The sequence below is a fragment of the Natronosporangium hydrolyticum genome (genome assembly GCF_016925615.1).
Taxonomy (GTDB): domain Bacteria; phylum Actinomycetota; class Actinomycetes; order Mycobacteriales; family Micromonosporaceae; genus Natronosporangium; species Natronosporangium hydrolyticum.
Window position 1 is genome coordinate 142,227 of record NZ_CP070499.1, and the last position, 18,919, is coordinate 161,145.

Consider the following 18,919-nt stretch of genomic DNA (forward strand, 5'->3'; position numbering starts at 1 on the left):
TCCGAGTCGGACTCGCTACCGTGGTGCGGTGGCCAGTGGGAGGGCGATCCGGCGCCGGACGGTGCTGCTGCTCGTGGTGGCGGTCGCCGCCGCGCTGATCATTACTGGCGCGGTGCCGAACCCGTTCCCCACCATCTGGGCCTGGGTGAGCGAGGAGCGCCCGCTCGCCGACGACCTCGCCTGGCAGGAGCGGCTGGGGGCCAGGCCGGCCGCGGCGACCGCGGCCGGTGACGCCCTCGCGGTCGCGGCGGGCAGCAGCGCCCAGCTCTACCAGCGCGGTTCCGGCCGGCCGGTCAGCATGGCGCAGACCGACGGCTGGGAGGCACAGTGGGTGGTGGTGGCCGGCTCCGGCGCCGGCTCGATCGTCATCAGCAGCCCGCGGGGTGAGGACGGGTACGAGGTGCGTGACCCGGACACCGGCCGGGTGATCCACACCGACGATGAGGCGGTCGCGGTGTGGGGGTTCGGCGACGCTTGGCTCGACTTGCGCTGTGACGATCGGCGCGCCTGCCAGCTGCGCGGCTACCAACCGGACGGGGTGGAGCCCCAGTGGCGTACCGACCTGCCCGGCCAGCGGGAAGGGCTGGTCGGTGGCAACCCTGAACTCGCCGGGCCGCAGTCGGTCGGCTCGAACCGGATCCCCGACGACATCGCCGGGCCGGAGCCGGTCCCGCCGCTGCTCGGGTTTCCGGTCACCCGCCGCGGCGACGACGTGGTCGTGGTGGTCGATACCCGTACCGGACAGATCCGGCAGGAGCTGGCGCAGGGAGCCGACGAGCGGGTGATCGTGGTGGGTGGCCGGGTGATCCGGTCGGTGATGCGCCGCTACGACGGGGTCTGCGTCAGCGAGGTGACCGGCTACGACGCGGTCACCGGCGACCCGGTGTGGGGTCCGTCGCCATACCACCTGTGGAGCACCGGCGATGTCGGCTGTGAGCAGCGGGAACCGCCGGTGGCCGGCGGGGCGGCGGTCGCGGTCCGGTCGGCCGAGGGCGAGCCGATGATTCTCGACGCGTACGACGGTCGGGTGCTCTGGAGCGGGGAGCTGGGTGAGCAGGTCGAGGCGCTCTCGGCTGAGCTGGCGGTGATCCGTGACGAGGACGGCTTCCAGCGTCGCGGCATCCGGCTCGGCGGCGACGGGGCCTTGTTATGGGAGCGTCGGGCCGACGAGGAGGCGGCGCTGGCGATCGCACAATGTGGGGTGGTGGTCTCGGATCGTCACCCGAACCGGGTGTACGTGTGGGACAAGCAGACCGGGGAGGACCGGCTCTCCGTGTCCACCTCGGCCCGGGTGCTCGCCTGCGCTCCAGACGGGGTGCTGCTGACCGAGGGGCGATCGATCGGGTTCGCCCGGTTTGACGGGCTCACGTCACCGGAGTCGGGATCGGACAGTACGCCGCCGGAGGTCGACTCCAAGTAGCGGCAACCGCTGTCGGCTCAGTACGCTGGGCGGCCATGAGCGCCGAGTTTGCCTACTCTCCGTTGCTGCCACGCGCCGCGGACACCACCGAGTATCGCCTGGTCACCGACGACGGCATCGATGTGGTGGCCGGCCCGGGCAAGCGCAGCTTCCTGACCGTGGCACCGGAGGTGCTCGCCACGCTCACCGCCGAGGCGATGCACGACATCGCCCACTTCCTGCGCCCGGCGCACCTGGCCCAGCTACGCGCCATCGTCGACGACCCGCAAGCCTCCCCGAACGACCGGTTCGTGGCGCTGGACCTGCTCCGCAACGCCAACATCGCCGCCGGTGGCGTGTTGCCGATGTGCCAGGACACCGGCACCGCCATCGTGATGGGCAAGCGTGGCCGGCACGTGCTCACCGACGGCGCCGACGAGCGCGCCATCGCGCAGGGGGTCTGGCAGGCGTACACGACGCTCAACCTGCGCTACTCCCAACTGGCCCCGTTGACGATGTGGGAGGAGCGCAACACCGGCAGCAACCTGCCCGCCCAGATCGAGCTGTACGCCGAAGACCCGCACGGCCAGCCGGACGCGTACTCATTCCTGTTCATGGCCAAGGGCGGCGGCTCGGCCAACAAGTCGTTCCTCTACCAGGAGACCAAGGCGCTGCTCAACCCGACCCGGATGATGCGGTTCCTGGAAGAGAAGCTGCGGCTGATCGGCACCTCCGCCTGCCCGCCGTACCACCTGGCGGTGGTGGTCGGCGGCACCTCGGCCGAGCACGCGCTGAAGACCGCCAAGCTCGCCTCGGCGAAGTATCTGGACACCCTGCCCACCGCAGGCTCCCCGACCGGGCACGGCTTCCGGGACCTGGAGCTGGAGGCGGAGGTGCTGGAGCTGACCCGGCAGTTCGGGATCGGCGCGCAGTTCGGCGGGCGCTACTTCTGCCACGACGTGCGGGTGGTGCGGCTGCCCCGGCACGGCGCCTCCTGCCCGGTGGCGATCGCGGTCTCCTGCTCGGCGGACCGGCAGGCGCTCGGCAAGATCACCCCGAGCGGGGTGTGGCTGGAGCAGCTGGAGACCGACCCGGCCCGGTTCCTGCCCGACTATGAGCCGGCCGAGCAGGAGCAGGCCGAGGTGGTGGCGGTCGACCTGAACCGGCCGATGGCGGAGATCCGGGCAGAGCTGTCGAAGTACCCGGTGCAGACCCGGCTGTCGCTGACCGGCCCGCTGGTGGTGGCGCGGGACATCGCTCACGCCAAGCTCGCCGAGCGGCTCGACGCCGGGGAGGAGCTGCCGGCGTACCTGCGTGACCACGCGGTCTACTACGCCGGGCCGGCGAAGACCCCCGACGGGTACGCGTCGGGGTCGTTCGGGCCGACCACCGCCGGCCGGATGGACTCCTATGTGGAGAAGTTCCAGGCAGCCGGCGGCTCGTACGTGATGCTCGCTAAGGGCAACCGGTCGAAGCAGGTGACCGACGCCTGCGCGGAGCACGGTGGCTTCTACCTCGGCTCGGTGGGTGGCCCGGCGGCCCGGCTGGCCCAGGACTGCATCCGCAAGGTCGAGGTGCTCGACTACCCGGAGCTGGGCATGGAGGCGGTCTGGAAGATCGAGGTCGAGGACTTCCCGGCCTTCATCGTGGTCGACGACAAGGGCAACGACTTCTACGCCGCCACCAGCCAACCCGTCCTCACCATCTCCTCCCGCTGACCCCGCCACCCTCCGAGTTGATCATGGACCTAGGTACATGATTGGGGGCGTTTCCGGTCCCTAACCCCATGATCAGCAGCTAGAGGCTGGCGCACCAGTGGAGAGCATCTTGACAGCAAAACTACTCCACGTCATGATGTAACTATGCGCACCACCTTGACGCTTGACCGTGACGTCGTGCAGCTGCTTGAGGATGCGATCCACCGCGAGCGGCGCCCGATGAAGCAGGTTGTCAACGACGCCCTGCGGCAGGCTCTAGGGCCGACCGGGACCGCCGACGCCGAGCCCTACCACCTGCAACCGCACGAGTCGGCGCTGCGCCCCGGGCTTGACCTCACCGGGTTCAACCGGCTGGCCGACGAACTGGAAGACGAGCGGATTCTTGAACGGGTCCGGCACACTTCGTGATCATCGTTGATGTCAATCTGCTGCTGTACGCGGTCATCACCGGTTTCGCCGAACACCAGCGCGCCAGGGCGTGGTTCGAGGCGACCCTGAACAGCCCGACGCAGGTGGTGCTGACCGCCCCGGCGGTCTTCGGATTCTTGCGGATTGCCACCAGCCCCCGGGTCATGGTGTCACCGCTGCCGGTCGCGGACGCCGTCGGATATATACAGTCGTGGCTCGAGCGGCCCAACGTCGAGTTTCGTTCACCGGGGCCGCGCCACCTGGCGATCGCGTTCGATCTGCTGGCCCGGATCGGGACCGCCGGAAACCTGACCACCGACGTGCAACTTGCGGCGTACGCGATCGAGTTCGACGCCGAGATCTGCTCCAACGACGCGGACTTCGGGCGTTTCCCGGACGTGCGCTGGGCGAACCCGCTAAGTCCCGGTTGAACCGCCGGTGCCGGCTACCTTCCCGTCGCACGCGGCGGTGGTGCTGCCGGTCAAGTTGGCGTGGCCGCGCCGGTTCGATGGCGTCGCCCTGGTCGTCGGCTCTGCCGCCCCGGATATGTACTACGCCCTCAACGGGTACGTGGTAGTCCCGCCCACCCACAACCTGCCCGGGCTGTTCTGGTTCGCGCTGCCGGTCACCCTGCTCGCGACCTTCCTGATCCGCCGCAGCGCGCCGACGATCGCGGTCCATCTGCCGGCCCGCCCGGGCTGGCTGGCACTGCGTGACTACGGCGTACTGGGGCAGGTGCGGCACCGCTGGTACGTCACTGTCTACTCCGCGCTGCTCGGCTCGGCCAGCCACGTGCTCTGGGACGGCTTCACCCATCACCCGCAGATCGCGCACGGGTTCGGGGTCCGGTGGGTGCCGGCGCTGACCGCCGAGGCGTGGCCGGGGGTGCCGTGGTGGCTGCTCGCCCAGCACGCCTCCACCGTGCTCGGGGCGATCGCTGCCCTCGGCATGGCGGTCTACCTGGGGCGGCGGCGGCTGCTGCGGCGTTGGCACGGGGAGCCGCCGCCGGCGCCGTACGCGCCGTGGGCGTTCTGGTCCGCCGCGGGCGCGGTGGTGGCGCTCTACCCGCTGACCTGGCCGCTGCTGCGCTTCCAGTACGCCACCTACGTCCAGGGCGTGCGGATGCTTCTTGCGTTCGGGTTCGCGCTGCTGGCCGGCGCGGTCGCCGCCCGATTGTTCGCCCGTCGCCAGGTGGAGCGGGCAGGATAAGGGGATGGCTGAGTTTCGAACCGAACGCGACACCATGGGTGAGGTGCAGGTCCCGGCGGACGCGCTGTGGGGGGCGCAGACCCAGCGGGCGGTGGCCAACTTCCCGATCTCCGGCCGGGGCCTGGAGCCGGCGCAGATCCACGCCCTGGCCCGGATCAAGGGTGCTGCGGCGCAGGCGAACGCGGAGTTCGGGGTGCTCGCCCCCGAGCTCGCCGAGGCGATAGCCGCCGCCGCGGCGACCGTCGCCGATGGCGAGCACGATGACCAGTTCCCGATCGATGTCTTTCAGACCGGCTCCGGCACCTCCTCCAACATGAACATGAACGAGGTGCTGGCGACCCTGGCGACCGCCCGGCTCGGCGACGGTCGGCGGGTCCACCCGAACGACCACGTCAACGCCTCGCAGTCGTCCAACGATGTCTTCCCCTCCGCCATCCACGTCGCCGCCGTCGACCAGGTCAGCCATGAGCTGCTGCCGGCGCTGCGCCACCTCTGCTTCGCGCTGGAGGCGAAGGCCGAGCAGTTCTCGACCGTGGTCAAGGCCGGCCGCACCCACCTGATGGACGCCACCCCGGTCACCCTGGGGCAGGAGTTCGGCGGGTACGCCAGCCAGCTGCGGCACGGCATCGACCGGCTCGGTGACGCCCTGCCCCGGCTGGGTGAGCTGCCGCTGGGCGGCACCGCCGTCGGCACCGGGGTGAACGCGCCACCGGGGTTCGCCGCCGCGGCGATCGCGCGGCTGCGGCAGCAGACCGGGCTGCCGTTGACCGAGGCCCGCAACCACTTCGAGGCGCAGGGGGCGCGGGACGCGCTGGTGGAGACCTCCGGGCAGCTCCGCACCGTTGCGGTCGGGCTCTACAAGATCGTCAACGACATCCGGTGGCTGGGCTCCGGCCCCCGGGCTGGGCTACGGGAGCTGGCGCTGCCGGACCTGCAGCCGGGTTCGTCGATCATGCCGGGCAAGGTCAACCCGGTGGTGCCGGAGTCGGTGCGGCAGGTCTGCGCGCAGGTGATCGGCAACGACGCCACCATCGGCTTCGCCGGGTCGCAGGGCGACTTCGAACTGAACGTGATGCTGCCGGTGATGGGCCGGAACCTGCTGGAGTCGATCCGGATCCTCGCCGCCGCCGCCCGACTGCTCGCCGACCGCTGCGTCGCCGGGCTGGCCGCCAACGAGGAGATCTGCCTGGCGTACGCGGAGGGGTCGCCGTCGATCGTCACCCCGCTCAACCGGCACCTGGGGTACGAGGAGGCGGCGGAGATCGTCAAGCAGGCGCTGGCGTCGGGGGCGACCCTGCGGGAGGTGGTGGTCGAGCGTGGCCATGTCGAGGCCGGCCGGTTGACCGAGGCCGAGCTGGATGAGGCGCTGGACGTGCTGCGGATGACCCGTCCCTGACGTCTACCATCCAACGGTGATCACGACCGTAGTCTTCGACGCCGACGACACCCTCGTGGACATCGCCCCGGCGGTCCATAGTGCGCAGCAGGTGGTGCTGGCGGAGCTCGAACGCATGGGCCGGCTCGGGTCGCTCACCCTCGACCAGCTCCGCGCCGACGAGGTGGTCGCCTTCGCTGAGCGGGAAGGCGAGCCGATCGAGCAGGTACGCCGCGCCGCGCTGGGCCGGTCGCTGGCCCGGATCGGCGCCGAGGCCGAGCTGGACCGGTTGCTGGCGCTCTTCTTCGCGCACCGGTTCGCGGTGACCCGGCTCTACGACGAGGTGCCGGGGCTGCTGGCGGAGCTGCGCGGCGGCTACGCGCTGGGGTTCGGCACCAACGGCAACAACCGGGTCGACCGGTTGGGGCTGGCCGGAACCTTCGCCTTCACCGTCTACGCCCACGAGGCCGGGGTGCCCGCCAAGCCCGCGGCCGGGTTCTTCGAGGCGGTGGTGAAGGCGGCGCAGGCGTCGCCGGAGTCGATCGTCCACATCGGGGACAGCTACCGGAACGACGTCGCGGGAGCGGCCGCGGCGGGTCTGCGTACCGTCTGGCTGAACCGGGTTGGGGCGGCCCACCCGCCCGGCTCGCCGCCGCCGGACGCCGTGATCCGCCGGCTCGGCGAGCTACCGCAGGCGCTCACCCAGCTCGTACGGTGAGCCAGTCGCCCGGCCGAGTCAGATCTCGATCGCCCGAGGAGCGGGGAACCGATAAGCTCCGGGGGTGATCGACCTACGTCTGCTTCGTGAGGACCCGGAGACCGTTCGCGACAGCCAGCGGGTGCGCGGCGAGTCGGTCGACGCCGTCGACGAACTGCTGCGCGCCGACGCCGCGCGGCGCGAGGCCGTGCAGTCGTTCGAGGCGGTGCGGGCCGAGCAGAAGCAGCTCTCCAAGCAGCTGCCCAAGGCCGCGGGGGAGGAGAAGGCCGCCCTGGTGGCCCGGACCAAGGAGCTGTCGGCGCAGGTTAAGTCCGCCGAGGCGGTCGCCGCCGAGGCCGAACGGGCGCTGCGCGGCGCCCACCTGGCGGTGCCGAACGTGGTGGCGGGCGCGCCGCCCGGCGGGGAGGACGACTTCCTGGTGATCCGCGAGGTCGGCGAGCCGCCGGCGATCGCCAACCCGCGGGACCACCTGGAGCTGGGCGAGCGGCTGGGCGCGATCGACGTCGAGCGGGGGGCGAAAGTCTCCGGCTCGCGCTTCTACTACCTCACCGGGGTGGGGGCGCAGCTGCAGCTGGCGATGCTGCAGATGGCGCTGAACCACCTGGTCGAGCAGAGGTTCACCGCCATGATCACGCCGGTGCTGGTGAAGCCGGAGGCGATGGAGGGCACTGGCTTCCTCGGCGCCCACGCCAGCGAGGTCTACCGGCTGGAGGCCGACGACCTCTACCTGGTCGGCACCTCCGAGGTGGCGCTCGCCGGCTACCACAGCAACGAGATCCTGGAGCTGGGTGACGAACCACGGCGGTACGCGGGCTGGTCGTCCTGTTTCCGGCGGGAAGCCGGTTCGCACGGCAAGGATGTCCGCGGCATCCTGCGGGTTCACCAGTTCGACAAGGTTGAGATGTTCGTCTACTGCCGTCCGGACCAGGCCGAGCAGGAGCATCTGCGGCTGCTCGCCTGGGAGGAGGAGCTGCTCGCCAAGGTCGAGGTGCCGTACCGGGTGATCGACGTCGCTGCCGGGGATCTGGGCAGCAGCGCGGTCCGCAAGTACGACTGCGAGGCGTGGGTGCCGTCGCAGGGCCGGTATCGCGAGCTGACGTCGACCTCGAACTGCACTACGTACCAGGCCCGACGGCTGAACATCCGCTATCGGGACGCGGACGGTCGGCCGCAGGTCGCGGCCACGCTCAACGGCACCGCCGCCACCACTCGCTGGCTGATCCCGATCCTGGAGAACCATCAGCAACCGGACGGGTCGGTCCGGGTCCCGAAGGCGCTGCAGCCATACCTCGGTGGCCGGGATCTCCTCGAACCCCGCTGACCCAGCCCTCCCGCGCCGCTCATGATCGAGCGGAATCGGGGGCGGCGCGGCTGTTCACCCGTGAGTTGCCCGGAATCGGTGGTCGGGCAGGCCAGAACCCAGGTACGTTAGTCCGCCCGCCAGTAGCCAGGCGGCGACCGCCAGGAGGCAACGATGCCGCGTCCCCGGCTCCCTAAGCTCATCGCCACCGATCTGGATGGCACCCTCGTCCGCAGCGACGACACCGTTTCGGCGTACACCCATCAGGTGCTCGATCGGGTGAAGGCGGCCGGCGTCCCGGTGGTGGGCGCGACCGGACGGGGCCCGCGGCTGCGCGAGCTGTCTCAGCGGGACCTGCCGCACGCCGACTATCTGGTGCTCGGCGGCGGCAGCCACGTGGTCGACCTGCGTGGCTCCGATAGCCCGGTGACCGTGCACGACCAGCGGCTGGAGGGGCCGGTGGCGGCGGCGCTGCTGGACGACCTGTCGGCCGAGGTCGGGCCGCTGTTGGTCATGGTCGAAGGGCTGGACCACCAGTATGCGCCGCTCTGGGGTGACCTGGACCCGGACTGGCCGTGGCCGCAGCGGGTGGTGGCGATGCCGCGTACCGAGTCGCTCGCCGGTCCGGTGATCAAAGCGTTCGCGCGGGCGGTCGACCTGACCAGCGACGAGTTGCTGGCGGTGGCGCAGCAGGTGATTCCCCCGGAGAAGGCGAGCGTCACCCAGGCCGGGCTCGGCTTCGTGGAGATCTGCCCGCCCGGCGCCGACAAGGCAGCCGGGCTGGCGGTGGTGGTCGAGGTGCTCGGGATCGACCCGGCGGAGGTGCTGGTCTTCGGCGACATGCCGAACGACATCCCGATGTTCGGGTGGGCCGGCTGGGGTGCGGTGGCGATGAGCAACGCTCACCCGAGCGTGCTCACGCTCGCCAACGAGGTGACCCTCAGCAACGACGAGGACGGGGTCGCCGTCTACCTCGACCGGCTCTTCTCGTAGTCGCTCTGACCGGTCGTGGCGGTGGTCGGGCCCGGGTGGGCTAGCGTGGCAGGCATGGCTATCCGCAACGCATCCGCACATTGGACGGGCACCCTCACCGAGGGGCAAGGCAAGGTTCGTACCGGCAAGGGTGGGTACGAGGGACCGTACTCGTTCTCGTCCCGGTTCGAGGAGGGCGAGGGGACCAACCCGGAGGAGCTGATCGGGGCGGCCCACGCCGGTTGCTTCTCGATGTTCCTGGCTAAGCTGCTCGCCGACGCCGGGTTCCCGCCGCTCTCGGTGGAGACCGAGGCCAAGGTCCACTTGGAAAAGACCGACGCCGGCCAGACCGTGACCAAGATCGAACTGTCTACGGTGGGGCAGGCGACCGGCATCGACGAGGCCGAGTTCCAGAAGCACGCCGAGACGGCGAAGGCCAACTGCCCAATCTCCCGGCTGCTCGCCCCGGGTACGGAGATCGCGCTCACCGCTCGGCTCGGCTGACCGGACCGCTGGTTCGGGGGCGTCGCTGAGCTTCGGCGGCGTCCCCGACTTTGCGGGGGTTCGGTGCGCCGGTCAGAATGGCCGGGTGCCGGTGGAGATGACCCAGGAGCGGTTCGAGGAGTTGGTCCGGGACGCGCTGGATCAGGTCCCCGGTGAGCTGCTGGAGATGATGGACAACGTCGTGGTGTTGGTCGAGGACGACTCTCCCGATGGCGAGGGGGAGCTGCTGGGCCTCTATGAGGGTCACGCGCTCACCGAGCGGGGCTGGCACTACGGTGGCGTGTTACCCGACCGGATCATGATCTACCGGAACCCGATTCTGCGGATCTGCGAGTCCGAGGATGATGTGGTCGAGGAGGTGGCGATCACCGTGGTGCATGAGATCGCCCACCACTTCGGTATCGACGACGACCGGCTCCACGAACTCGGCTGGGCCTGACCCCAACCGAGTTGATCATGGACCTAGGGTCCATGATCAGCGGCGTTTCCGGTCCCTAACTCCATGATCAACTCAGGCGGCAGGCGGCAGGCGGCAGGCGGCAGGCGGGGCCGTGGGTGAGGGTCAGCCGAGCTGGCCGTGGCGGATCCGGCTCAGCCAGGCGGCGGAGTCGGCGAAGTCGCGATCCGAGAGCCCGGGCGGCCCGGTGACCACCGGCTCCTCCGGTGCGGCGCCGGACAGTCGATGCCGAGGGTAAGAGCCCAGGAACCGGACCTCCGCGCAGACCCGGCGCAACCCCTGCAGCGCCTCGCCCATGCGCGCCTCCGCCACGTGGCCGGTGCAGTCCAGAAAGAACGCGTACCGGCCGAGCCGCTCACCGGTCGGCCGGGACTCGATCCGGGTCAGGTTCACCCCGCGTACCGCCAGCTCCATCAACACCGCCAGCAACGCGCCCACCCGGTCGTGCGAGATCGACACCGCTAGCGAGGTGACGTCGTCGCCGGTCGGCGCTGGCGGCGGACCCGGGCGAGTGACCAGCGCGAACCGGGTGACCGCATGCGGATGGTCGGCGATCTTGTCGGCGATGACGGTGAGCCGGTGCCGGGCGGCGCCCACCGGGGCGCAGATCGCGGCCTGGTAGTCGCCGGCGGCCGTGGCCTCGGCGGCGGCGCTGTTGGAGAGGGCGTCCACCACGGTCGCGTCCGGGGCGTGCTGCCGCAGCCAGCGGCGGCACTGGGCGGCCGCCTGCGGATGCGCGATCACCGTGGCGAGAGACTCGGGCGGGGCCGGCGCGCGGGCGGCGAGCACGAACTCGACCGGCAACACCACCTCCCGGGAGATCACCAGCGGGTCGGCGCCGGCCAACTCGTCGAGGGTGATGCCGATCGCGCCGCCGATTGAGTTTTCCAGCGGGACCAGCGCCGCGTCGGCCTCGCCGCCGCGGACCGCGTCGAGCGCCTCCGGGACACTGCGGGCGGGGGTACGGGTGCCACGCTCGGCGGCGGCCAGGGTACGCAGCGCCTGCTCGGCGAAGGTCCCCTCGGGGCCCAGGTAGACGAATCGGGTGGGCGGTACTCCGGGCATACCGTCCAGCCTACGGCCGAACCGCCGGTCAGCAGGCGGCGGCGCCCGCAATGCCGGCCGGTGCCTGGATTCTCACCTCTACGGTGCATACGTCGGTGCCGGCGGTGACCAGCTCCAACGCGTCCGGCTCGCCCTGGGTGACCACCTGCAGCGGATCCCGGTCCGGGACCGCGATCACCGCGTACTGCCAGGTGCCGGAGCAGAACGGCCCCTCGACCACTTCGGCGTCGTCGCTGGCGGCGAGCAGGCCCTCCGCCTGCAGCAACTCGATCAGCGCCGCCGGGCCGGGGCGGCCGTCGCAGCCGAGCGCGATCTCGTCCGGGAAGCCGCCGTCGCCCGGTGAGCCGGGCAGCTCCGGCGGCGGGGTCAGGTCATCCCAGCCCGGCCCGGTCGGGGTGGGGGGCGGCGGCGGTGGCGCGGTCGGGGGCGGCTGCGCGTCGTCGTCGAGCCCCGGCGGCTCGCCGCAGCCGGCGAGCAGCAGCCCGGTAACCAGCAACCCGGCGGCTAGCACCCCAGCGGGCAGTAGTCGGCCTAACGGGACGGAAGGGCGCACAATCTTCATGTTAGGCCCGTGCGGCCGCGGGGTCAGACCTGGGAGAAGAAGGTGAGCGACCCGACCACCTGGCCGCGTTCCCATAGCGGTGTCGCCACCGCGTCCATGATGCAGGTGCGGCCGGTGTCGGGGCACTGGACCCGCATCAGGCCGCGCGCCAGCTGCCGGGAGGAGATCGCCAGCAGCGGCGGCGTCTTGCCGGCCTCAGCGCTGTCGAGCTTGTCTGGTGGGTTGCTGAAGTCGACCAGTTGGGTGACCGCTTCCCGCATCCGGCGGCCCACCGTGTTCGCCACCGCACCACAGCCGAGCATCTGCGCGCCGTTGGTGGAGGCGGCCACGATCACCGTCTGCGCGTCGAGGACGAGGCTCGGCTCGCTGGCCTCGGTGACGACCGCGGCCCACCGGTGCAGGCTGGTGGGTGGGGCGGGAGGTGGCACCGCTGGCGAACCGGGAGCGATCAGGTCGGTCGATCGACCGGCCGGTCCCGGCGCCGGCGATCTGGGCAGCCGTCGACTGTCGATGAGCGAGAGCTCGACGTGGGGCACCGCGCCTCCTCTGTGCACAACCTCGCCTGCGCCCTTGGGTGGGGCTGTCCGTCCAGCCGTCCAATGACGCCGACCGTTGGCCAAGCGGCCGTGGCCGTTGGCATCGAGGTTACCTCTACGCGGTCCTACTGTCACTGGCTGTCTGGTTATCGGGATACCACCGATACCGGTCGCCCCAGGTAGCCGGATGGTTGGCGACGTCGGCGAGTTTGCGGGCCGTCTCCGGGCTGATCTTATGCCCCGCGGCGAGAAGCACTTTGTCCAGCTCCCGGTGCGCGACCACCAGGCAGCCGTTGGGCAGGCCCTGGGCGCTGATCGGCCCCGAGCCGACGAAGGTCAGCACCGGCACCACCGGCACCTTGGTGCCTACCGCTTCGGTGAGCGCATTGCTGGCCTTCCGGGCGGCCTTGCGGGCGCGGGAGATGTGGGGCGGCCGCCGTCCGTGGATCTGGACCACGTCGCCGGCGAGCATCACCCGGCGCCGCCCCTGATCCACCACGGTCACCGAGTAGACCCCGCCGGGGCCGATCGCGAGGAAGCCGGCGTGGTCGCGGTCGTCGGTCAGCTCGGCGCTGGGCCACTCGACCATCCGCCAGGACGGGCCGAGCTGCTGCAGCCGGTGGCCGGCGCGCTGGCCGGCGGCGGAGAGGCGGCGATTGTTGCGGCTGCCCAGGCGCTGGCGCGCCCAGTCGAGGGCGGAGCGGGGCGGCCCGGCCGGTGCGCCGAGCGGCCCGCCGGTCAACGGCGATCCCGGCGACGATCCCGGCGACGCACCTCCAGAGTTGGTGGTGCCGCTGCTGGCGGAGTGCACACTCACTGCGAATCTACCTCCGTCGAGTCGCCTATTGTCCTGGTAACGGTAACCGTACGTGACGGTGGTTCGTGCCGTCCATGGTTCAGTCGGGCTTAGTCATGAGTGAAGGGGGATGAATGCCCCACTCATTCGGCGGCGGCCGGCCTAGGCTGGGTGGGTGGCGCGTTACCTTGAGACCGAAGTGGGGCGGCTGCGGTCGGTGTTGCTGCACCGTCCGGGCGCCGAACTGGCTCGGTTGACTCCTCGTAACAGTGGCTCGTTGCTCTTCGACGGTATCCCTTGGGTGGCGCGGGCGCAGGAAGAACACGAAGCTTTCGCGGCGGCGCTGCGCCGGCACGAGGTAACGGTGCTCTACCTGGACGAGCTGCTCACCGAGGTGCTGGCGCTGGAGCCGGCCCGGGCCGAGCTGACCGAGGCGGTGCTCGCCGATCCCCGGCTGGGGGACACCTTGCGTCGGCGGGTCGGCGACTACCTCCACTATCTGGACCCGGTGGGGCTGGCCGGCGTCCTGATCGCCGGGCTCGCCCACGAGGAGCTGCGGCCGGCGTTGGGGCGCCGGGACGGGCAGCGCCGAGGGCTGGTCTACACCCTGCTGGACACCCACGATTTCGTCATCGACCCGCTACCCAATCTGCTCTTCACCAGAGATTCGTCGATGTGGATCGGCGACCATGCCGCGGTGGCGAGCCTGGCGATGCGGGCCCGCCGCCGGGAGACCACGCTCACCCACGCGCTGTACCGGCATCATCCGCGGTTCGCCGGCACCCCTTTGGTGTACGAGCCGCACCTGGAGCACGTCGAGGGCGGTGACCTGTTGTTGCTGGCACCGGGGGTGCTCGCGCTCGGGGTGGGGGAGCGGACCACGCCGGCCGGGGCCGAGCGGCTGGCCCGGCGGGCCTTCGCCGCCGGGGTGGCCGAGACGGTGCTGGTGGTGCCGATCGCCCAGCAGCGGGCCACGATGCATCTGGACACGGTCTGCACCATGGTCGACCGAGATGCGGTGCTGATGTACCCGAAGATCGCCGATTCGCTGGTCGCTTATACGGTCACCCGGGGTGCCGAGCCGGGCGACGACCCGCAGGTGAGTGGGCCGACTCCGTTCCTGCCCACGGCGGCGAAGGCGATGGGGATCGACGCGCTACGGGTGATCGACACCGGCCTCGACCCGGTCACCGCCGAGCGGGAGCAGTGGGACGACGGCAACAACACGCTCGCGATCGCGCCTCGGCTCTGCGTGGCGTACGAGCGCAACACGGAGACCAACGCGCAGCTGGAGCGGGCCGGTATCGAGGTGGTACGCGTGCCCGGCTCCGAGCTGAGCTCGGGGCGCGGCGGGCCCCGGTGTATGTCGTGCCCGCTGGTACGCGACCCGTTACCGTGACCGGCGGGTAACGGCCCGACCGGCGGGTAACGGCTCGGCCGCCGGCGGCCGGAAGCCGCCTACCGGAGCGTGAGCTGCCGACCGATCAGGCCGTGCCGGGCCCGGCGGATCTCCGGGGTCAGGTCGCCAGGGACCGCCAGCGCCTCCGCGTACCGCTTGCTGAGGGCCGCCAGCGGCTCCTCCCACTCGGCGGCAGGGGTCTCCCGCGGCAGATCCCACACCGGCACCAGTAGGCCCTGGGCGCGGAACATGCCGGCGAACTTGGTGTCGTCGCGTAGTTTGAGCCCGTCGCTGGCGCTCAGCCGCGCCAGCGCGGTCAGCGCCCGTTCCTCCGAGTCTGGCAACACCCACCGCAGGTGGGACCGCTCCGGCACCTGGCACCAGTAGGCGCCCCGGGCGGCGGCGAGCTTGACCGTCGGGTAGATGGACCCGTTGGCCCGTTCCAGCGACGCGGCCACTGCGGGGTCGTCCCGGTCGGCGTCGCCCGCCAGCCAGAAGTCGAACCCCTCGTGCACGGTGATGTCGAGTTCGTGGTCGGCGAGGATGTCGGCCAGCCGCGGACCCTCCCCGGGCTGGTTGGGCACCGAGACTGGGTCGCCCGGGTCGGTGGCGAGGGCCGCCAGGATCGAGGCGGCGACGTCACGGTTGGCGTCGCCGGAGTCGACGCCGCGTTGCAACCCGACGAGCACCTGACCGTCGGCGTGGCTCATCGCGGCCGAGGCCATGGGTAGCAGCGTGGCGAGGGTGACCGGCCGGTCGCCGTACGTTTCCCGGAGGGCCGGTTGCAGCTGCAACGGTGCGGTGGCGGCGGGGACAAGTTCGCGCAGCGCGATCCACTCCGGCTCGTCGACCAGCCCGTCGAAGGGGCGGGAGACGAAGATGTCCCGGGGGCGCTGTGGCCGTTCCCGGCGGGGGCGGGCGTCCTTGCGTCGTTTGCTCACCCGCCGCAGCCTACTAGTGGTTCGGCGCGGAAGCCGTTAGCGCCGTGGTGTCACGCGAGGCAGTTACTTTCGGCGTTGTCTTCGCTACGCTCTGCGTGAAGTTGGGCCCAGACCGTCTGCCCCAGACCGTCGCGTTCGACTCCCCAGTGGTCGGCTAGCGCGACCACTATCCGCAGGCCGCGGCCGTCGACCGCGTCCGCGCCAGCGGCCCGCATCACCGGGGTCCGGTCACCGGCGCCGCCGTCGGTGACCTGGACGGTCACCGTCTCGTGCTGCTCGTCGCCGCGCAGCCACCAGGCGACCCGGACCACGTCACCGGGGAGCGGGTCGGCGTGCCGGATCGCGTTGCCGACCAACTCGGCGAGGACGGCGATGGCGTCGGCGAGCAATGAGGCGCTGATCGCCTCGCCGAGCTCAGCGGCGAGGCGATGGCGCGCCAGCCGAGCGCCGCGGGCATGATGAGGCACGACGACTCGCCAACTACGTTCGGCTATCGCCGTCGACACTGTCAGCCTCCTCCGCCGTCTGGTCGACCGTTCCTATCACCACATCGGCCCGTGGTAGTCGTACTTCCGCGACGGTACCGCGATTTTCTCGCGGACGTAAGGACACCTGTCCGTTCTGCCGCTCGATGATCTGCCGAACGAGGTATAGGCCCAGTCCGGCGCCGGCGTGGGCCCGCCGCTCACCGGCCCCGCCCTGCCAGTATCGGACGAACGCCTGTTCCACGTGCTCCGGCGCGATGCCTACCCCCCGGTCGGCGACCTGGAAGCAGACCCGCTGCCCGTCGGCGTCCGCGAACAGCTCGACCGCGTCCGAGGAGTAGCGGGTGGCGTTGGTGACCAGCTCGGTTAGGACGGTGATCAGGCTGCCCGGATCGCCGTACGCCTGAGGTAACGCCACCGGCAGCTGTACCCGGAGCCGGCGGCGCAGATCCGAACGGAGCCCGTCGACCGCCTCCCGTAGCGCCTGGAGCAGGTCGAAGGAGGTGTTCGCCGGGATTCCGGCGGTCTCGGTCGTGGCGGCCAACAGTCGGTCCACCAGCCGGGCCAGCTCGTCGGCTCGCTGGCCGATCACCCGCACCGCGGCGCGGCGGCCCGCCGGGTCGAGCGCGTCCCAATGCTCGACCAAGGTGTCCGCGAAGCCCTTGATCACGGTGACCGGGGTACGCAGCTCGTGGCTGGTCACCGCGATGAACAGGTCACGGTCGATCAGCGAAGGTCGGGATTCGGACGGCGGGTGGGATGACGGACGGGGGCTCCGCGGCTCGGGGACGTGGCCGGGGTCGGGGGGAGGCGGCGGCACAATGCGAGCCTAGCTAGCGTCCGCCTCCTCCGCCGCGCGCCGCAGCGCCGAGCGGGCAGCCGCCGGCTCATCGGTGATCACCGCGTCGACGCCGTGCTGCGTGACCAGCGCGAAGTCGGCGGGCGCGTTGACCGTCCAGACATACACCTGGTGCCCGGCGGCCCGCAGCGCCGGCACCAACCCGGGGCGGGCGCGGAGCAACTCGATGCCGGGGCCAGCGATCCGGCTGCCGAAGGGTAGCCGGCCCACCGGCAGCCCCGGCGGCAGCAGCTGCAGCAGCTGGACCGTCGGCAGCGCCGGCGCGAGCAACCGGATCCGGCGCAGCGCCAGCGCCGCGAAGGACATCACCGTCACCTGGACCGGTCGATCTGGATCCCCGATCGCGAGCCCGTGCCGATGCAGCAGCGCGATTAGCCGGCGCTCGACCTGGGCGCCGTGCCGGCTCGGATGCTTGGTCTCGATCAACAGCCGGACCGGCCGGCCGGCGTCCCGGACCAGGCCGAGCAGCTGGTCCAGGGTGAGCACGCGGGCGGGGCCGGTGCCATGCCAGGAGCCGAAATCCAGCCGCCGCAGCTGCGCCAAGGTGTGGTCTACGACCAGCCCGCGGCCGTTGCTGGTGCGTTCCAGTCGCCGGTCGTGCAGGCACACCAGCTGCTCGTCGCGGGTGAGCCGGACGTCGCACTCCAGCCCGTCAGCGCCCTGGGCCAACGCCAGCTCGTACGCCCCGATCGTGTGTTCGGGGAGCGCTGCGGAGGCGCCGCGATGCGCGACGACCAGGGTCACAGCACGCTGGCGGGTCCGCCGCCGTCGCTGACCATCGGCCGGCCAGCGGCAGCCCACTGCTGCATGCCGCCCTCAAGGTTGGCGACGTTACGCCAGCCGTGGTCGATGAGGAAGTGCACGACATGGGCGGAGCGGACCCCGGAGCGGCACACCACCACCACGTCCTGGTCGGTGGGCACCTCCGCCAGCCGGGTCGGCAGCTCGCCCATGGGCACGTGCTGGGCGTCGGGAGCGTGCCCGCCCGCCCACTCCTCCGGCTCGCGGACATCGAGCAGGTGGGTGCCCTCGGCGACCTCGGGGACGGTGACCGTGGGAATCATGCGATCCAGGGTACCGGGGTTGCCGGCACCGGCCCCGGCAAGGTTGGTCGGCGGCTCAGTCGTTGTGCCACTCCGGATGATCCTCGACCCACCGGTGGAGCTGGGCGTCGCGCAGCGCCTGGTAGAGCGTTGTCGCGGCCGGCTCGGCCAGGACGTACGAGATCCCGTCGATCCGCTGCGAGTACGACGGCACGGTGATCCCGGTCATCCGGTCGGGGCGCAGCTGCCGCAGCGCGTACACCAGCTCCGGTAGCGCGACGCCGCCGGTGTCGATGGTGACTGCCGAGCCGATCGCTCGGATGGTGCGGTCCAGCTGGATCGGGTTGGTGACCAGCCCTTCGGAGCGGGCCTGGGCGACCATGGCCTGGATCAGCTGCTGGTGGTGCCGCCCCCGATCGAAGTCGCCGGCGGGCAGGTCGTAGCGCTGCCGGGCCAGGTCGAGCGCCTCGGCGCCGCGCAGCCGCTGGCAACCGGTGGGGAAGACGTGACCGGTGTGGATGGAACGCACCGACCGAGTTAGGCACATCTCCACCCCGCCCAGCGCGTCGACCACCGCCTCGAAGCCGGCGAAGTCCAGGATCGCGGCGCCGTCGAAGGTGACTCCGGTGAGGTCGTAGAGCGTGTCGGCGAGCAGCGAAACCCCTTCGGCGCCGCCACCCCCCACCCGGTACGCGGCGTTGATCTTGTCGGTGCCGTGGCCGGGAATGTCGACCCGAAGGTCCCGGGGGATCGAGACCAGATACGCCTCCCGTAGCCCGGCTGGGATGTGGACCACGACGATGGCGTCGGCGAAGGCCGCCTGGCCCGGGTTGTCCGGCCGCTGGTCGGTGCCGACCACCAGATAGTTCAGCGGCCCGGTGACCGGGTCGCCCGCGCCCTCCGGGGCTGGGGCCGGGCGCCGTCTCGGCGACGCCGGGCGCTCCGGCGTCGGCGGCTGGTCGGCCGGATCTAGCAGCTCCTCCTGCGGCACCGCCCGCTGCCAACGATCGAGCAGTAGGAACCCGCCCACCGCAGTCGTGGTGACCGCGACCACCAGGATCAGGCCGGTGACCAGCGCGGCCACCGCCCAGCGCGGTGCGGCCCGCCGGTGCGAAGCCATGCCCAGTGTTTACCCAGGGTGGCCGGGGACCATGCCGCCGATCAGCGCGGCGG

The 18,919-nt window shown here is 71.4% G+C and carries 22 protein-coding genes; 12 read left to right on the forward strand and 10 right to left on the reverse strand.

The window, feature by feature from the left end; translation table 11 throughout:
• The first annotated feature begins 28 nt into the window (after nucleotides 1-28).
• From JQS43_RS00680 to JQS43_RS00730, 11 genes are all read left to right on the forward strand, one after another.
• A complete protein-coding gene (locus tag JQS43_RS00680; RefSeq protein WP_239677109.1) occupies nucleotides 29-1,420 on the forward strand; it encodes an outer membrane protein assembly factor BamB family protein in 1,392 nt (463 codons plus the stop codon).
• Between the two features lie 35 nt (nucleotides 1,421-1,455).
• Nucleotides 1,456-3,117, forward strand: a complete 1,662-nt coding sequence (locus JQS43_RS00685) for a fumarate hydratase (RefSeq protein WP_239677110.1) — start codon at nucleotides 1,456-1,458, stop codon at nucleotides 3,115-3,117.
• Between the two features lie 144 nt (nucleotides 3,118-3,261).
• Nucleotides 3,262-3,525 carry a hypothetical protein gene (locus JQS43_RS00690; RefSeq protein ID WP_239677111.1) on the forward strand — a complete coding sequence of 88 codons (264 nt, stop codon included), beginning with the start codon at nucleotides 3,262-3,264 and terminating at the stop codon, nucleotides 3,523-3,525.
• On the forward strand, nucleotides 3,522-3,956 hold the full coding sequence (locus JQS43_RS00695; RefSeq protein ID WP_239677112.1) for a type II toxin-antitoxin system VapC family toxin: 435 nt from the start codon (nucleotides 3,522-3,524) through the stop codon (nucleotides 3,954-3,956). Before JQS43_RS00690 ends, JQS43_RS00695 begins: the two co-directional genes overlap by 4 nt.
• 7 nt (nucleotides 3,957-3,963) lie before the next feature.
• The gene (locus JQS43_RS00700; protein ID WP_239677113.1) at nucleotides 3,964-4,734 is read left to right on the forward strand and encodes a DUF4184 family protein; all 771 of its coding nucleotides are present in this window, start codon (nucleotides 3,964-3,966) and stop codon (nucleotides 4,732-4,734) included.
• 4 nt (nucleotides 4,735-4,738) lie between these two features.
• The gene (locus JQS43_RS00705) at nucleotides 4,739-6,130 is read left to right on the forward strand and encodes a class II fumarate hydratase (protein WP_239677114.1); all 1,392 of its coding nucleotides are present in this window, start codon (nucleotides 4,739-4,741) and stop codon (nucleotides 6,128-6,130) included.
• Nucleotides 6,131-6,146: 16 nt separating this feature from the next.
• Complete coding sequence (locus tag JQS43_RS00710; RefSeq protein ID WP_239677115.1) at nucleotides 6,147-6,827, forward strand: HAD family hydrolase; 681 nt, start codon at nucleotides 6,147-6,149, stop codon at nucleotides 6,825-6,827.
• 64 nt (nucleotides 6,828-6,891) lie between these two features.
• Nucleotides 6,892-8,148 carry a serine--tRNA ligase gene (serS, locus tag JQS43_RS00715; protein WP_239677116.1) on the forward strand — a complete coding sequence of 419 codons (1,257 nt, stop codon included), beginning with the start codon at nucleotides 6,892-6,894 and terminating at the stop codon, nucleotides 8,146-8,148.
• 153 nt (nucleotides 8,149-8,301) lie between these two features.
• Nucleotides 8,302-9,120, forward strand: a complete 819-nt coding sequence (locus tag JQS43_RS00720; protein ID WP_239677117.1) for an HAD family hydrolase — start codon at nucleotides 8,302-8,304, stop codon at nucleotides 9,118-9,120.
• Nucleotides 9,121-9,174: 54 nt separating this feature from the next.
• Nucleotides 9,175-9,603, forward strand: coding sequence for an OsmC family protein (locus tag JQS43_RS00725; protein ID WP_239677118.1), 429 nt, complete (start codon nucleotides 9,175-9,177; stop codon nucleotides 9,601-9,603).
• Nucleotides 9,604-9,694: 91 nt separating this feature from the next.
• Complete coding sequence (locus JQS43_RS00730) at nucleotides 9,695-10,042, forward strand: metallopeptidase family protein (RefSeq protein ID WP_239679586.1); 348 nt, start codon at nucleotides 9,695-9,697, stop codon at nucleotides 10,040-10,042.
• Between the two features lie 123 nt (nucleotides 10,043-10,165).
• Here JQS43_RS00730 and pheA read toward each other — a convergent pair whose 3' ends face one another.
• The 4 genes from pheA to JQS43_RS00750 all read right to left on the reverse strand — a co-directional run bounded on the left by pheA (nucleotide 10,166) and on the right by JQS43_RS00750 (nucleotide 13,040).
• Nucleotides 10,166-11,125, reverse strand: a complete 960-nt coding sequence (gene pheA / locus JQS43_RS00735; protein ID WP_239677119.1) for a prephenate dehydratase — start codon at nucleotides 11,123-11,125, stop codon at nucleotides 10,166-10,168.
• 28 nt (nucleotides 11,126-11,153) lie between these two features.
• Nucleotides 11,154-11,678 (reverse strand): hypothetical protein, encoded by a 525-nt coding sequence (locus tag JQS43_RS00740; RefSeq protein ID WP_239677120.1) that lies wholly within the window; start codon nucleotides 11,676-11,678, stop codon nucleotides 11,154-11,156.
• 32 nt (nucleotides 11,679-11,710) lie between these two features.
• Nucleotides 11,711-12,223 carry a hypothetical protein gene (locus tag JQS43_RS00745; protein WP_239677121.1) on the reverse strand — a complete coding sequence of 171 codons (513 nt, stop codon included), beginning with the start codon at nucleotides 12,221-12,223 and terminating at the stop codon, nucleotides 11,711-11,713.
• A 115-nt stretch (nucleotides 12,224-12,338) separates the two neighbouring features.
• Nucleotides 12,339-13,040, reverse strand: coding sequence for a hypothetical protein (locus JQS43_RS00750; RefSeq protein WP_420847630.1), 702 nt, complete (start codon nucleotides 13,038-13,040; stop codon nucleotides 12,339-12,341).
• Between the two features lie 154 nt (nucleotides 13,041-13,194).
• Between JQS43_RS00750 and JQS43_RS00755 the strand changes: the two genes are divergently transcribed.
• On the forward strand, nucleotides 13,195-14,418 hold the full coding sequence (locus tag JQS43_RS00755) for an arginine deiminase (RefSeq protein ID WP_239677122.1): 1,224 nt from the start codon (nucleotides 13,195-13,197) through the stop codon (nucleotides 14,416-14,418).
• Between the two features lie 59 nt (nucleotides 14,419-14,477).
• On the opposite strand, the gene JQS43_RS00760 is transcribed toward JQS43_RS00755, so the two are convergent.
• From JQS43_RS00760 to JQS43_RS00785, 6 genes are read right to left on the reverse strand one after another with little or no spacing between them, the layout of a single operon-like run.
• On the reverse strand, nucleotides 14,478-15,359 hold the full coding sequence (locus JQS43_RS00760; RefSeq protein WP_239677123.1) for a DUF5926 family protein: 882 nt from the start codon (nucleotides 15,357-15,359) through the stop codon (nucleotides 14,478-14,480).
• Nucleotides 15,360-15,409: 50 nt separating this feature from the next.
• Nucleotides 15,410-15,865, reverse strand: coding sequence for an ATP-binding protein (locus JQS43_RS00765; protein ID WP_239677124.1), 456 nt, complete (start codon nucleotides 15,863-15,865; stop codon nucleotides 15,410-15,412).
• The gene (locus tag JQS43_RS00770) at nucleotides 15,840-16,664 is read right to left on the reverse strand and encodes a sensor histidine kinase (RefSeq protein ID WP_338037146.1); all 825 of its coding nucleotides are present in this window, start codon (nucleotides 16,662-16,664) and stop codon (nucleotides 15,840-15,842) included. Before JQS43_RS00770 ends, JQS43_RS00765 begins: the two co-directional genes overlap by 26 nt.
• A 9-nt stretch (nucleotides 16,665-16,673) precedes the next feature.
• A complete protein-coding gene (locus tag JQS43_RS00775) occupies nucleotides 16,674-17,447 on the reverse strand; it encodes a glycerophosphodiester phosphodiesterase (RefSeq protein WP_239677125.1) in 774 nt (257 codons plus the stop codon).
• Complete coding sequence (locus JQS43_RS00780; RefSeq protein ID WP_239677126.1) at nucleotides 17,444-17,767, reverse strand: rhodanese-like domain-containing protein; 324 nt, start codon at nucleotides 17,765-17,767, stop codon at nucleotides 17,444-17,446. Before JQS43_RS00780 ends, JQS43_RS00775 begins: the two co-directional genes overlap by 4 nt.
• A 55-nt stretch (nucleotides 17,768-17,822) precedes the next feature.
• A complete protein-coding gene (locus tag JQS43_RS00785; protein ID WP_239677127.1) occupies nucleotides 17,823-18,866 on the reverse strand; it encodes an LCP family protein in 1,044 nt (347 codons plus the stop codon).
• Between the last annotated feature and the right edge of the window lie 53 nt (nucleotides 18,867-18,919).